Origin of the sequence: Dielma fastidiosa (assembly GCF_003475485.1) — a bacterium.
GTDB classification, from domain to species: domain Bacteria; phylum Bacillota_I; class Bacilli_A; order Erysipelotrichales; family Erysipelotrichaceae; genus Dielma; species Dielma fastidiosa.
The window spans coordinates 811-14927 of sequence record NZ_QRQL01000008.1 but is presented as its reverse complement, the minus strand read 5'-3'; the positions used below and the strand labels follow the sequence as shown (position 1 = coordinate 14927).

The following is a 14117-nucleotide window of genomic DNA, read 5'->3' as shown; positions in this document are numbered from 1 at the left end:
CCATTCTATTCATTTATATTGAACTTTTCGACAAATTCTGACATATAAAACAATCAATCGATCAATCCAAAATGTTTTAAGGCTTTGGCAATGCCGTCTTCATTCACAGCAGGGCAGACATAATCAGCCGCCTCTTTAGTTTTTTCATTTCCATTTGCCATACATACACCAATCGGCGCGTCCTGAATCATTTCAATATCATTATCCGAATCACCAAAAGCAATATAATCACCATCAAGTCCCCAATAAGCCATCATTTCACGGCTTGCGGTCGCTTTATTAAAATCAGCCAGCAAAAAGTCAGCGTTTGTTTTAAAAGCCGATACACATTGAATACCCGGCAATGAATCAAACACATGCCAATTAAAACCTTCAGGAGCATAGGCTACAACTGCATTCACTGGCTTGCCGTCCCACGGTTTAATGATTTTCGGCACCGGTACATTAAAATGAGCAAATGCACTCAGCATATTCTCGTCAGCCTCTTTTAAAATATAATCTCCCTCATCAGAAAGAAATCGCACATTCAGATTATATAGTTCTGTTAATCGCAGAATTTCTTCAATCTGTTTCAGCGTATAGGTATGCGTATTAATCAGTTCACCGTGCTGATTATAAAAATATCGGCCGCCGCCGCCAATGAAGCCATCCCAATCATAATATTCAAAAAGCTTAATATTATTGGCCGTAGACTTTAAACGTCCGGTATTGATACAAATTTTTATTCCTTTTGCGCGCAGTTTATTTAATGCCGGTAATAAAGAAGCAGGGAACTGTTTAACAGCATTGTCATACAATGTTCCATCGACATCAAAGAATACAGCTTGGATTGGTTTCATAGCATCAGACTCCTTTTTTATAAGCATACAGTAAGTAATAAAAAAAGGCAACTGATAAGGAAGGGAAAGCCGATAGGTTTAATAGATATTGACTCAATGTGTTAACTGTGGTAAACTTTACGATAGTTAACTTAAACTAACAAAAGTGAGGGATCTTGATGATGATTGATAAAAGGCTGCTTGCGGAATCCGGGCATGCGAAGAAATATATTATGAAACAGGTTTTAGTACAATGGCTTGGCTTGCTGCTGAATATAGGCATTGTTTATACGATGGCTGAGCTGATCAGCAGTGTCTGGCAGCAGACTTTGACTGTATCGAGACTGAATCAGGGTAGTCTTTTTATTCTTGTTTTACTTCTGCTGCGAATGCTGTCAGCATGGCTTAGTTCTCATTATTCCTATAAAGCCAGCGAGGATATTAAAGTAAACCTGCGGATACGTCTTTATCAAAAGCTATTGGCTTTGGGCAGCGGTTACCGGCGTATTTGTTCGACCAGTGAATTGGTGCAGCTAAGCAGTGAGGGCTGTGATCAGCTGGAAACATATTTTGGCCGTTATCTGCCGCAATTCTTTTACAGCATGCTGGCACCATGTACGTTATTTATCCTGCTTGTTTTTATTGATTGGAAAAGTGCGTTGGTGCTTTTGATCTGTGTGCCGTTAATTCCCATTTCGATTGTGGCTGTTCAGAAATTCGCTAAAAAACTGCTGGCTAAATACTGGACTTCCTATACGACGCTCGGTGACAGCTTTTTAGAAAATCTGCAGGGCTTGACAACATTAAAAATTTATCAGGCTGATGGATACAAGAACGATATAATGAATAAGGAAGCTGAACAATTCAGAAAGATTACCATGAAGGTGCTGACGATGCAGCTTAACTCGATCAGTGTGATGGATATCGTCGCCTATGGCGGAGCGGCAGTTGGCAGTATTACCGCTTTAATCGCTTATGCCAACGGTTCACTCAGCCTTTGGGGTGTGCTTGTCATTTTAATGCTGTCAGCAGAATTCTTTCTGCCGTTAAGACTGCTTGGTTCCTTCTTCCATATTGCGATGAATGGGATTGCGGCAAGTGAAAAATTATTTAAGATTCTGGACTATGAGATCACAGAACAGCCATCAGGCAAGCTTGATAATGCGCCGATTTCGATTCAGCTCAAGCATGTGAATTTTTCATATGATGAAAACCGCCAGATTTTAAAAGATATTAATATGGAGATCCAAGCCGGCCAGTTTGCGGCCATTGTAGGAGAAAGCGGCAGCGGCAAGAGTACATTGGCAAGCTTATTGATGGGACTTGAAAAAAGCTCATCCGGCGCGATTTTATTTAATAATCAAAAACGGGAAACGCTGAATGATACTGAATTTTGGAAACATGTAACCTATGTCGGTCATGAATGTGTCTTGTTTAAGGGCAGTGTTCGTGACAATCTGACAATGGGTAAAACTTTTGATGATGAAGCATTATCAGCTGTTTTAAAGCAGGTTCAGCTCTATGATTTTATCATGAGTCAGCAGGGCCTTGATACACAGCTTTTGGAACAGGCTTCTAACTTATCCGGCGGTCAGCGTCAGCGTTTAGGCTTGGCGAGAGCCTTGCTTAAGGATAGTGAAATCTATCTGTTTGATGAAGCTACAAGCAGTATTGATGTCGAGAGTGAGGATGCGATCCTGCAGGTAATTCGTACATTGGCTAAAACTAAAACCGTAATTATGATTACCCATCGGCTGGCCAATGTAAAAGAGTGTGATATCGTCTATGTGATGCAAGAGGGCCGCATCGCAGAAGCCGGCAGTCATGAAAAGCTGCTTGCGAATCAGTCAGTATATGCGCAATATTATCAGAAGCAGCAAGAACTAGAGGCATTTACAAAGGAGGCCGATCATGAGTAATTTTAAAGTCATGCGTAAAATGATTACGCTTGTAGCACCGCTGAGCGGCGTAATGTGCATCGCCGTATTAATGGGTGTCATCGGTTATCTATGCGCCATCTTCATACCGGTTTTGGCAGTCACGATTGCTGCCTATCTTGGCTCTCATTCACTTGATTTAACGATTCCTTTTCTGATTTTAATTCTATTAGCTGTATTGCGCGGTATCCTGCATTATCTGGAACAGGCATGCAATCATTATATTGCTTTCAAACTGCTTGCCTTGATTCGAGATAAAGTGTTTAAAGCACTGCGCCGGCTGGCACCGGCAAAGCTGGAGGGACGCGACAAAGGGGAATTGATCGCACTGATCACTAACGATATTGAACTGCTTGAAGTCTTTTATGCCCATACGATTTCCCCAATTCTGATTGCCCTGCTTTGCGGCATCGTTCTGCTTTATTTATTTTACCGTGTTCATCCGCTCTTTGCGCTGATTGCCTTGATTGCTTACTTGCTGGTCAGCGTTGCCATCCCTCTAGTTGTCACTAAGCTGGGAAAGGAAGCCGGTAATCGGGTTCGCGGCAGAATATCAGCACTAAGCGGATATTTGCTTGCATCTTTGCGCGGCATGCTTGAAATCCTGCAGTTTGGTAATGGCGAACAGCGCCTTGAGGGCATACGTTCACAAAGTGAAGCTGTAAATCAGCTGCAGAAAAAGCTCAAAGATATCGAAGGCCTATCCCAGTCATTAGGCAGCTTCGTGGTTGTAGGAGCAGCGTTATGTACACTTTATACAGCGCTGATTCTGGTGCTTAACCATGAGTTATCATTCACCGGCGCGCTCTTTGCTTTCATTTTAATGTTTTCAAGCTTTGGCCCCTTTTTGGCTTTGTCAAGTCTGTCCAATAATCTGTTAGTGACTCTGGCCAGCGGCAGACGTGTACTCTCACTGCTTGAGGAAAAACCACAGGTTTATGATATTGAAGGCAAAGCGCCGGCTGAATACGGAAGTATTCATGTAGATCATATTGCCTTTGCTTATGATCAGGAAATGATTCTTAATGATGTCAGCCTCGATTTTGATGAAAAGAAAATTATCGGCATCCATGGCAAAAGCGGCAGCGGCAAGTCAACCTTGCTGAAGCTATTAATGCGCTTTTGGGAAATTCAGAAGGGCGGTATCAGTATTAATTCACGGCCGCTGAATACCATCAATACAGAAGATCTGCGGCATATGGAAAGCTATGCGACACAAGAAACCGTCTTATTCCATGATTCGATTGAGAATAATCTGCGCATTGCCAAGCTTGACGCAAGCCATGAGGAAATCACTGCGGCTTGTAAGAAAGCGAGTATCCATGAATTTATAGAATCATTGCCGCAGGGGTATCAGACACCGGTTGCGGAGCTGGGCAGCTCACTGTCAGGCGGGGAACGTCAGCGTATTGGCATAGCCCGTACCTTCCTGCATAATTCAGACTGCATTTTGCTTGATGAACCAACCAGCAACTTAGATGCATTAAATGAAGCAATCATTTTAAAATCACTGGCTGCCTGCACAGATAAAACAATTATCCTGGTATCACACCGCAAATCAACACTAAAGGCAGCTTCGAAGATTATTGAGATGGAAAGCGGGCGGGTCAGCTGATGACGGATACAAAGAAAAGGGAAGCGGAGAAACTGGTTGTTGAACTGATGATCAAAAGTTATTGTAAGCATACCCATCATGAAAAACAGCTGTGTGTCTCATGTCAGGACCTGCTGCTTTATGCCTGTCAGCGCATTGATTGCTGTCCGTTTATGGCTGTTAAGACATTTTGCAGCAGCTGTAAGGTTCATTGTTATAGTTTAGAGAAACGATCACAGATCAGAGATGTTATGAAAAAAAGCGGCTGGCGGATGCTGTTTCATCATCCCATACTGCTGCTTAAACATGGCCTCTCATCAAGAAGGAGACACAAATGAAAATATTCTACATGGTTCTTGGCACAATTTCATTAGTTTTAGGCGCAATCGGTATCGTACTGCCCATCTTGCCGACCACACCATTTTTGCTGCTGGCTGCATTCTGTTTCACCAAATCTTCAAAGCGTATGCACCGTTGGTTATGCGGCACATCACTTTATCAAAAGCATTTGGACAGTTATGTACAAAATCGAGCGATGACCTTAAAAACAAAGCTCAGTATTTTGATTCCGGCAAGTATTATGCTCCTATTCCCAATGATTCTGGTCGATCATATCCTAATGCGTTTATTCATTACCGGCTTACTTGTTTTTAAATATTGGTACTTCTTTTTCTGTATTAAAACGATCCAAGCGGAAACTGCTGAATAGAGCTACAAGCACTGGCCTTATCTGTGATATAATAAATCCGAGGTGCAGTGAATGGAAAGAAGTAATTATAATTTAATTGATTTATTAAAATATATATGCGCAATATTAGTCGTAGCTGTCCACGTGAATCCATTAAAGGATCTGTCAGAATGGGCTAATTTTGTTGTAATTAATATCTTTGGCCGGGTAGCAGTACCGTTCTTTTTTGTCTGTGCCGGTTACTTTATTGCCAATAATCTAAAAAAACGCGGCGATGTTTATATTAAAGACTATATGATTTCTTTAATGAAAACATATATTATTTGGAGCATTATCTATTTGCCCTTTGGTATCTTATGGGTACAGAGCAACCTAGATATTCCGATTATTCTTTATCCGATAGCCTTAATCTACGCGTTTTTTAATGTGGGAACGTTCTATCATTTATGGTATGTACCGGCATTGGTCTTCTCAGTGCTGGTTACTTTCTTTTATACTAAAAAATTCAGCCTGCGTTCTTTGTTTATTTGGAGTTTGATTCTGTATACGATCGGAGCCGCTGAAACATATAACGCTTATCTTGATCCAGCGCTGCAGTCCATTGTCGCCTCTTATATGGGAATCTTTTTCACAACCCGCAACGGCTTGTTTTACGGCATGATTTTTGTTGTCATCGGTTTTATTGCCGCTCAGGATAACTGGCTGACAAGGTTTAAAAAGAATGGCTTAGCCTTTTTTATCTGCTTTTCAATGCTGATTTTTGAAGCTTTCCGAATGTATAATACCGATGGTTATGATTTTAATTTCTTATTTATGCTGGTACCCTTATCTTACTTCATGTTTCAATGGGCAAGATCGGTAAACTATCACCGCGACTGCCGCAAACTGAGAGATTTAGGCAGCTTATATTATTTTACGCATGTGATGTTTATTGAACTGATACCAATGGGTTTAGGCTTGATTCATCAGAAACAGCTGTTTGACAGCGGTTTGTTCCGTTTCGTTAGTGTCATGCTTTGTACCCATGGCTTATCCATGCTGATAACGATGATCAGAAAATTCATCAAACATCGACAGCTTTCGACACAATAAGACAAAATCTGCAGCTCAGCTGCTTTTTATTTGTTGATTATACGGCGGTATTTGGTTTTGTGAATCGAAAATAAGGAGAGGGAAATAATCAGTAATTCAATCATGGCAAATATCAGTGAGCTGCTTAAACCCAAGGTCAGTATCCAGCCAGCCAAAAGCAGCAGCGCGCAGCCCAAGCCATCAATCAAGAATATGTTCCATAAAGGAATGGTACGTGTGAAATCAGGATAATTGGTTTGCTTGCCGATCATTTTTAAGGCTGCCCACAGCAGGAGGACACATAATGCGAGATTGCAGACTTCACTGATCCAAGGTGAGAGCCCATATTCATTAAAAATCAGTTTATCAGCAGTGCCATAAATCCCAAAACGGCTTAAGAGAACATTGATAAAACTCATAATACAAGCAAATCTGAAGGCATCAACAGCATAAGCGGTAATTCTTAATTTCATATCCATATCCTCCTTTATCTAAATTATAGTGTGAAAATGATTATCATACAAATGCTTATTCGTATTTTTCTAATTCTTTTGTTTAATTTTTACCAAAGCCTGCCTAAAACTAATAAAAAAGCAAATAATGTTGATAAATAGGAACTTTTTGTATTATAATGATAACTACGTTAAGAGTTGTGAAAAAGGGGCGGTACATATGATCGTGACAGTAACATTAAATCCGGCGGTTGATAAGGTAGCCCGTCTGGATGCAATTAGGGAGTATGAAATAAATCGTCTTAGCAAGGTTGAAAGTGATGCGGGCGGCAAGGGAATCAATGTTTCACGGACGATTAAGGCTTTGCATTCAGTTTCAATCGCGACTGGTTTTTTAGGCGGCAGCGGCGGTAATTTTATTGATTGTCTGCTTCAGCGCGAAGAGATTGAAAGTCATATGATTCAGATTATCGGCAATACACGCAATAATTTGAAGATTGTAGACGCGGATAACCGAATGACGGAATTTAATGAAGAGGGGCCTTTTATTCTGCAGAGTGAGCAGGATGAATTATTTGATTATTTACGCGGCTGCTTAGATGGTGAATGTATATTGATTCTCTCAGGCAGCATGCCAAAGGGGATGTCGCGTTCCACTTACAGACGATTGATTGAAATGGCTAAGGAAAATGGCTCAGTGGTTATTTTAGATACGACATACCGCCATCTTGCAGACAGCATTGAAGCTAAACCGGCAATTGTCAAGGCTAGTCCTGATGAATTGCGCCAGCTGTATCATATTGACCATGAATTAAGTGAAGCTGAGCTGATACAATGCGGTAAACGGATGATTGAAGACTATGATTTGCAGATGGGAATTACGCTTGTTCATCAGCAATGTGCTTATGTATTTACTGCCAGCAATGTTTTTAAGACTGAATTTCCTGATGTCGATGTGAAAACCAGCGTCGGTGCCGGCGATGCCTTTGTGGCGGGATTTGCGGTTGGTATGGAACAAAACGCAGACATACATGAAGTCATTCAGTTAGCCAGCGGCTGTTATACTGCGGCAATGCTCAGCAAGAACGCGCATCCTACTGATATCCATACGATTAAGGAATGGGCAGGCAGGGCTGAAATTATAGAACTTAAATAGCGGATCAGTGATCCGTTTTTATATTTATATATGTAAAAAAAGCTGCGGTTGAAGGCATTTACGCCATTAGCCGCAGCTTAAATTTATTAACCAATCAATACACCGCACCACATACCGTTGTAATAACCGATACCGATTGATGTATAACGGCCGCTCATTAATGATGACCAATGAGCTGGTGATGACATCCACCAATTCAGCGCTGCTGAAGGGGTTGTGCCAGCATATGTAAGTACTTCACCGGCTGTATTATAGCCGACGCCATAAGCATCAAGAGCCGTAGAGAAATATGTACCATTCGGCCGATAATGTGATACATAACCACTGGCCTCCGCAGCTCTTAATTGAGCGGCAGCACCAAGATTGCCAGTATCCATTGTCAGCGACCCCAGTCCGTAGGATGCACGGTAGGAGTTAATCAGATTTGCAAGTTCGTAAATTGAACCACTAGTATTAGCACCGGCAGAATAAGATGCAAACGTTGTGTTATAAGTCGCAAGGCGGGAAACTGCTTCCTTTTCCTTAACAGCGATATATAAGTATTCGGTTGCCGTATTGCCGCTTGAATCAGTTGCCGTATAAATACCGGTATAATGACCGCCGTTATTGATATCCAAATCATTCGGATCAAATTCCCATTCGGTTATCAAGCCATCAGCATTATCCCAAATATAATCGACCCATTCCTCCGGAACGATTTCCTCTCCGTTATCGAGGAGAATTTCACTCGTAGTTAAATGGATTTCCGGTGCAACGGTATCCTTAACGTCGATTTCAACAGTGAAATTATGTTTGATATTCGTATCCATTTTTTCAATCGGTTCGGTTTCATTCGTAGCAAGAATCATTGCCGGATTAACATTGCTGGCACCCTGATCATAAACAGTCAGAGTTCCTGTTTGTTCACCTAGTTTATCAAAATCTAAATCGGTTTCAATAATTAGCGAGTCAATCGCATATGTAGATTTTGATAAATCAGCTGACTCGATTTTCTTTGCTTCCGCAACCTGCGAATAGCCGTCCTTGAACACTACATCAAGGATTTTGCCGACGGAAATAGCTTCTTTATCTACCTCAACTTCGGCTGGTTTGTTGTTCAGCGGCTTACTTTCAACAGGAGCCGCAGCTTTGATTTTCATCACATTAGAGCTTAAATGTGGAAATAGTGAGACGCTGTCAGCGGCAAACCCTATGGTAAAGGTAAAACCCGCTGTCAGAAAGATACATGTTTTTTTGATAAATGTCTTTCTAAAAGTATGCATAAATCAACCTCCAGACCTTCACTGCACTTCCAATTCTAACAAATTTCTTAAGAAATGTAAAACAATCACATGATTTCACAAATTCTTAACCGGTTATTCAGCTGTCATAAAATCAATTAAAGCACGGATTATTGGCTCATCCGATGTGTGAAAAGTCCTTAAATCAATGGCGCTGGGAAGAAGCCATGTGCCATGGCTATGAACGCTTAATTGAATTTCACCTTCCAGAATCTGACAGGCATAAGCGGTAACGATAAGGGGAATATCCTTCGTATTATCCTCTATCGTGCATAGCTTTTTTAAGACTTCAGCCTTTATCGAAAGCTCTTCTTCAAGCTCACGAATGACAGCTTCCTCTTGACTTTCACCATTTTCTACCTTACCGCCGGGAAATTCCCACAGGCCGGCATCCTTACCCAGCCGCTGGGCGATGAAAACCTGATCATTTTCAATCAGACAGCCACAGACAATTTGCAGTTGATTCATAATATCACCGAATCAATTGTATCAGGAACCGTGCGCATTGTGAAGAGAATTAAATTATGGTATTCTATAGTTAATGAGGTGAGCACGATGACGCGAACGAATTGTGCAATGATGGCATGTCTACAATATGTAGTATTTACCATGTTGCCGCAACTATTATATTTTGCTTTCCTCCTCTACTTGCTTAGCGTGATAAAGGGGATTTGTTTGATTTAATTCTGATAATTATACGTTAAGTATTTAGGAGGACTATGAAAAAATATATATTTAAAAATAAGCAATTTTTAATTGCTAGTGTTTTTTGCGCAATTACTACTTCATGTTTTGCCGTTGCGGTACAGTTTGTGAAAGGAAATTTGTTGGATATAGCTTTAACCAACAACATGGAACGAATCTTACAATTTATTATATTATTAATAATTTTAATCTTCATGGAGATCTTATTCGGTTATTTATTTGATAATGCTAAATCGAAATTTAATGTCTTATGTTATGAAGATTTAAGGAATGATTATTTTAAAAAGATTATTTGTTCAATGCAAATGCAGGAATATAATTCAAAAACGCAAGGGGAATTGATGGCTAAATATACAAATGATCTTGCTTTGATTTATACATCTTATTTTCAATCTATCACGCTGTTAATTGAATTGCTGACAAAAGTTTTGATTGTCACAATAGCACTCTTCTATTTCAATGCTATTCTGGCTTTAGTTACCTTATTTCTGTTAACAACACCGCTTTATATTCCTAAAATTATCGAGAAGCAGTTGAAAAAAGCAAAGTATAATTATGCTCTTGCTGTGGAAACACATTTATCTAAAATAAGTGAATGGTTAACAGGGTTAGAGGTAATTCGCAACTATGCAATGGAATCCAAGATATCAAAACTATTTGCTTCAAGTAATGAGAGAACAATGAATGCACTTCTTTCAGATGAACAAATGCGTAATAAGGCTACCTTATTAACAACCTTAATCAGCTATGTATCTCATTTTATTATTTTGGCAATTTCAATTATATTTGTAGGAGTGGGTTATTTTACGGCTGGCAGCTTTTTAATTGCGTTTGGAATGATTGATCAGCTTTCTTATCCATTAATTGCTTTATCAAGAACAATTCAAAATATGGTATCCGTAAAGGATATTATCAAAGCTGCTGATGATTTTATGCAGCAGGAAACAAAGCTAAATGGCTGTGAACTACAATCTTTTGAAACAGCGTTAGATATAAAAAATGTTTCATTCGGTTATGAAAATCATTTAATCTTTCACAAATTTAATTTTGTTTTTGAAAAAGGCAAGAAGTATTTAATTCAAGGTGAAAGCGGATCAGGCAAAACCACTTTGATCAATCTGATATTAAAATACTACCAAGTTCAAAGTGGAATCATTATGATTGATGGTTTACCATTGAATGATTTGGATACGGTTTATAATTTCATTACTGTAGTTCGTCAGGAAGCTTTTATATTTAATGATACAATTCGAAATAATCTGAGTTTATATAAAGATATATCTGATGATGAATTGATAGCGGTGCTGAAAAGTGTGAATTTGAAATATCTGGCAACGAAGGAGGGGCTTGAAAAATGCGCTGGTGAAAATGGGAATAATTTTTCCGGCGGTGAAATTAAACGTTTGTCTCTTGCCAGAGCCTTATTAAGAAAAACAGATATTTTGATACTTGATGAACCCTTAGCTAATCTTGATGATGAGAATGTAGGTATTGTTGAAGATTTGATTCTTTCTGTAAAGGGGCAGACATTATTAGTAATCTCACATCAATTTAATGAAACTAAGCTTCAGTATTTTGATGAGGTTTTAGATATAAATTTACAATCTTTAAAGAAGGAGAGTATTAAAGAAGGAGTGTATGCATGAAGGCTTCACAATTAACCAGAATCGCGATCATGGCCTGTCTTCAATATGTAGTATTTACCATGTTTTCGCAAATATTATATTTAGAGGCGGTGACCTTGATCACCCTTCTTTTTGCTGTTGTTTTTCCATTAAAAGAATCAATGCTCGCGTCGGCAGTTTTTGCTTTAATCAATATGCTGACCAGGGGCATCCTGCCGTGGACAATCATGTATCTTGTTTTGTTTCCGTGTTATTCATTTACTGCTTACCATTTACGCAATTTGCTGATTGGCCGCAATGAGTGGACTATCTGTATCTGCTTCTTATTCTCATTTCTGCTTGGTCAGCTGGTAGACTTGCCGTTTCTGTTGTTTTCAGGTAAAATTACAATGATCTATATGCTGATGGGATTAAAAACAAGTTTGATTCAAGGCTTTTTAAGTGCTTGTGAGGCAGCTTTTCTATTTGATCCCTTATATCGGCAATTAATTAAAATCAGAGGAGGATTTACAGAATGAAGAAAAAAGGATTGATTCTCGGCGGTCTTGCGGTTTTGGTACTGCTTGTGATGATCGCTGTTAATATGCTGATGCCTAAACCACAGGCAGGAATGAAAAATATTACGATTAAGATCGTTGATGAAATGAATGATGAGGTACTGTTTGATGGTGTGATTCAAACATCAGATGAAATACTGGCAACGCTGTTAACTTCAGAGAAAGCGTTAAAGGTTGTTGGTGAAGAAGGTCAGTATGGGCTGTTTATTACTTCAATGATGGGAGTAGATGCTCATGATGACGCTTACTGGGTGTTTGAGTCTGATAACAATAAGTCATGCGGTGAAGCAGAAGGCGGCTACTGTCCGGCGGCGAATTCTGTCAATTTGGCAGATGGTGATGTTTTTCTGTTTAAACTGACAAATCAATTTAACTAGCTTCGGCTAGTTTTTCTTTATCTTGCCAGTAAAATGAGGAATGGAATAGTAATTAAGCATACCAAGGTGCTACAGATGATTTCAATGGCTTGCGCTTTGCTGATGATAGCGGGCAGCGAAAAGCTCGGTACTCTTTAAATTAACTCAGCATAATATTATCAAAACTATTCTTATTAATTCAGGATCAAATCTCTTTTTATATGAACAGTTGCCCGCTGCCGATTGTAATTCATATTAAAATATGATATTAAAAAGGCAAGAGAAGAGGGATGTTATGAGTAAAATTAAATTGATTGTTACCGATCTTGACGGTACATTGCTGAATGATGAAAAGAAAGTCAGTGCTTATACAGTCGAAATGATTCAAAAGGCTAAAGCTGCCGGTATTAAAATCTGCATCGCCAGCGGCCGTTTTGATGGGATGCTGTCAATTTATCGAGATTCAATTCTGGGCTGTGACTATACGATATCATGCAATGGGGCTGTCGTGAAAAATGAAAACAGCAATCAGTTCTTGCTGGTGAATGCGTTAAGTCATGAGAATACGATCAAGATTCTGACTTATTTTAAAGAACAGCAGTTGACCTTTATGTTTTATTCACCAGATACGATTTATTATGAAGCAGGCAAAGCTAAGATGGCAAAGCGGGTTACTGATTATGAACAGCTGGCGCAAAGTCTTGGCTTCCCTAAAAAGCTGAAGGTAGAAACGGTGGATCTGACAAAACCTTTTGATTCCTATCATAATATTATTAAAATTGTTGCTTATGAACATGAAGCGGAAAAGCTGAGCGCCTTAAGAGCATATTGTGACACTCTTGAAAATTGCTGCATGGAAGCGACAGGCTATGGTATCTATGGCTTGTTCGAGAAAAATGTATCGAAGCGTGAGGGAATTGAGGTTATTAAAAAGGAGATGGGCATCGGCAATGACGCAGTAGCCGTATTTGGTGACTGGGAAAATGATTTGAGTATGTTTGATTGTGCGGATACCCGAGTGGCAATGGTGAATGGCATGGAAATTGTGAAAGAGCGGGCAACCATCATTGCGGAATCAAATAATGATGACGGTGTAGCTAAAGTGATTGCGTCATTTATTGATTAAACGGACAATGATAGATAATTAATGCGAGTAAAATGGCAGGCGGCAAGTACCTGTCATTTTTATTTCGCTTTTATGAATGTTTTGAATTATTATAACCGATAAAATGAATGCGATTTTGCATTTATGATTGTTAAATGATTGAGAATGCGGTTACATGTTCATAAAATGATAGAATTGTTCATATATATTGATTGTCAGCGTTTCGCTTTCAGTGTACAATAAAGATAGCAAAGATGCACGGCATCTGTACTGATAAAAGGAGGAAATAATGATGAGTCAGGTAGATGAAATCACAAGAGAAAAATGGATATTAGGCGCGTTCCCGGAATGGGGAACATGGCTGAATGAGGAGATCGACCAGGAGGTAGTAGAAAAAGGAACCTTCGCAATGTGGTGGATCGGCTGTACCGGTTTATGGGTAAAGACGGAAAATAATACAAACATTGCAGTCGATCTGTGGTTCGGCAATGGCAAGCGCAGTAAGAAAACAAAAGAGATGGCACCATTCCATCAGATGCGCAACATGACCGGCGGCCGGATGACCCAACCGAATTTAAGAGCGGCACCGATCGTATATGATCCGTTCGCAGTAACAAGTGTGGATGCGGTATTATCCACTCACTATCACAATGACCACATTGATCCATACTTTGCGGCCGCGGTATTAAAGAATGTAGAAGGCGACGTACCATTCATCGGACCGATGAAGAGCGTAGAGAAATGGCTGAGCTACGGCGTACCAAAAGAACGCT

At 39.7% G+C, this 14117-nt stretch carries 15 protein-coding genes; 11 read left to right on the top strand and 4 right to left on the bottom strand.

Annotated features, from left to right (window positions below; genetic code table 11):
• Positions 1–53: 53 nt before the first annotated feature.
• Positions 54–839, bottom strand: coding sequence for an HAD-IIB family hydrolase (locus DWZ33_RS13810; protein WP_022938546.1), 786 nt, complete (start codon positions 837–839; stop codon positions 54–56).
• A 158-nt stretch (positions 840–997) separates the two neighbouring features.
• On the opposite strand from DWZ33_RS13810, the gene DWZ33_RS13805 reads away from it, so the two are divergent.
• Genes DWZ33_RS13805 through DWZ33_RS13785 form a run of 5 tightly spaced genes read left to right on the top strand, consistent with a single transcriptional unit; the run spans position 998 to position 6129 of the window.
• On the top strand, positions 998–2737 hold the full coding sequence (locus DWZ33_RS13805; protein WP_420841418.1) for an ABC transporter ATP-binding protein/permease: 1740 nt from the start codon (positions 998–1000) through the stop codon (positions 2735–2737).
• Complete coding sequence (locus tag DWZ33_RS13800) at positions 2730–4370, top strand: amino acid ABC transporter ATP-binding/permease protein (protein WP_118455308.1); 1641 nt, start codon at positions 2730–2732, stop codon at positions 4368–4370. The genes DWZ33_RS13805 and DWZ33_RS13800 overlap by 8 nt, the downstream gene beginning before the upstream one ends.
• The gene (locus DWZ33_RS13795) at positions 4370–4687 is read left to right on the top strand and encodes a nitrous oxide-stimulated promoter family protein (RefSeq protein WP_118455306.1); all 318 of its coding nucleotides are present in this window, start codon (positions 4370–4372) and stop codon (positions 4685–4687) included. Before DWZ33_RS13800 ends, DWZ33_RS13795 begins: the two co-directional genes overlap by 1 nt.
• Positions 4684–5058: a YbaN family protein gene (locus DWZ33_RS13790; protein ID WP_022938542.1), complete on the top strand. Its 375-nt coding sequence runs from the start codon at positions 4684–4686 to the stop codon at positions 5056–5058. The genes DWZ33_RS13795 and DWZ33_RS13790 overlap by 4 nt, the downstream gene beginning before the upstream one ends.
• A 51-nt stretch (positions 5059–5109) precedes the next feature.
• On the top strand, positions 5110–6129 hold the full coding sequence (locus tag DWZ33_RS13785; RefSeq protein WP_118455304.1) for an acyltransferase family protein: 1020 nt from the start codon (positions 5110–5112) through the stop codon (positions 6127–6129).
• Between the two features lie 26 nt (positions 6130–6155).
• Here the strand turns inward: DWZ33_RS13785 and DWZ33_RS13780 are convergent, their stop codons facing one another.
• Positions 6156–6581, bottom strand: a complete 426-nt coding sequence (locus DWZ33_RS13780; RefSeq protein WP_118455303.1) for a hypothetical protein — start codon at positions 6579–6581, stop codon at positions 6156–6158.
• A gap of 199 nt (positions 6582–6780) precedes the next feature.
• On the opposite strand from DWZ33_RS13780, the gene DWZ33_RS13775 reads away from it, so the two are divergent.
• Positions 6781–7716 carry a 1-phosphofructokinase family hexose kinase gene (locus DWZ33_RS13775; protein WP_182425728.1) on the top strand — a complete coding sequence of 312 codons (936 nt, stop codon included), beginning with the start codon at positions 6781–6783 and terminating at the stop codon, positions 7714–7716.
• 86 nt (positions 7717–7802) lie between these two features.
• Here the strand turns inward: DWZ33_RS13775 and DWZ33_RS13770 are convergent, their stop codons facing one another.
• Both DWZ33_RS13770 and DWZ33_RS13765 read right to left on the bottom strand, forming a co-directional pair.
• Positions 7803–8978 carry a CAP domain-containing protein gene (locus tag DWZ33_RS13770; protein ID WP_022938538.1) on the bottom strand — a complete coding sequence of 392 codons (1176 nt, stop codon included), beginning with the start codon at positions 8976–8978 and terminating at the stop codon, positions 7803–7805.
• A gap of 93 nt (positions 8979–9071) precedes the next feature.
• Complete coding sequence (locus DWZ33_RS13765) at positions 9072–9464, bottom strand: (deoxy)nucleoside triphosphate pyrophosphohydrolase (RefSeq protein ID WP_118455299.1); 393 nt, start codon at positions 9462–9464, stop codon at positions 9072–9074.
• A gap of 251 nt (positions 9465–9715) precedes the next feature.
• Here DWZ33_RS13765 and DWZ33_RS13760 point away from each other — a divergent pair, with 251 nt between their 5' ends.
• The 5 genes from DWZ33_RS13760 to DWZ33_RS18335 form a co-directional block, all read left to right on the top strand.
• On the top strand, positions 9716–11347 hold the full coding sequence (locus tag DWZ33_RS13760) for an ABC transporter ATP-binding protein (protein WP_118455297.1): 1632 nt from the start codon (positions 9716–9718) through the stop codon (positions 11345–11347).
• Positions 11344–11844 carry a cytochrome B gene (locus DWZ33_RS13755; RefSeq protein ID WP_118455295.1) on the top strand — a complete coding sequence of 167 codons (501 nt, stop codon included), beginning with the start codon at positions 11344–11346 and terminating at the stop codon, positions 11842–11844. The genes DWZ33_RS13760 and DWZ33_RS13755 overlap by 4 nt, the downstream gene beginning before the upstream one ends.
• Positions 11841–12260: a DUF4430 domain-containing protein gene (locus tag DWZ33_RS13750; protein ID WP_118455293.1), complete on the top strand. Its 420-nt coding sequence runs from the start codon at positions 11841–11843 to the stop codon at positions 12258–12260. The genes DWZ33_RS13755 and DWZ33_RS13750 overlap by 4 nt, the downstream gene beginning before the upstream one ends.
• A gap of 274 nt (positions 12261–12534) precedes the next feature.
• Positions 12535–13365, top strand: coding sequence for an HAD family hydrolase (locus DWZ33_RS13745; RefSeq protein WP_182425726.1), 831 nt, complete (start codon positions 12535–12537; stop codon positions 13363–13365).
• Positions 13366–13636: 271 nt separating this feature from the next.
• Positions 13637–14117: MBL fold metallo-hydrolase (locus tag DWZ33_RS18335; RefSeq protein ID WP_476728657.1), on the top strand; the 481-nt coding region annotated here is incomplete at its 3' end.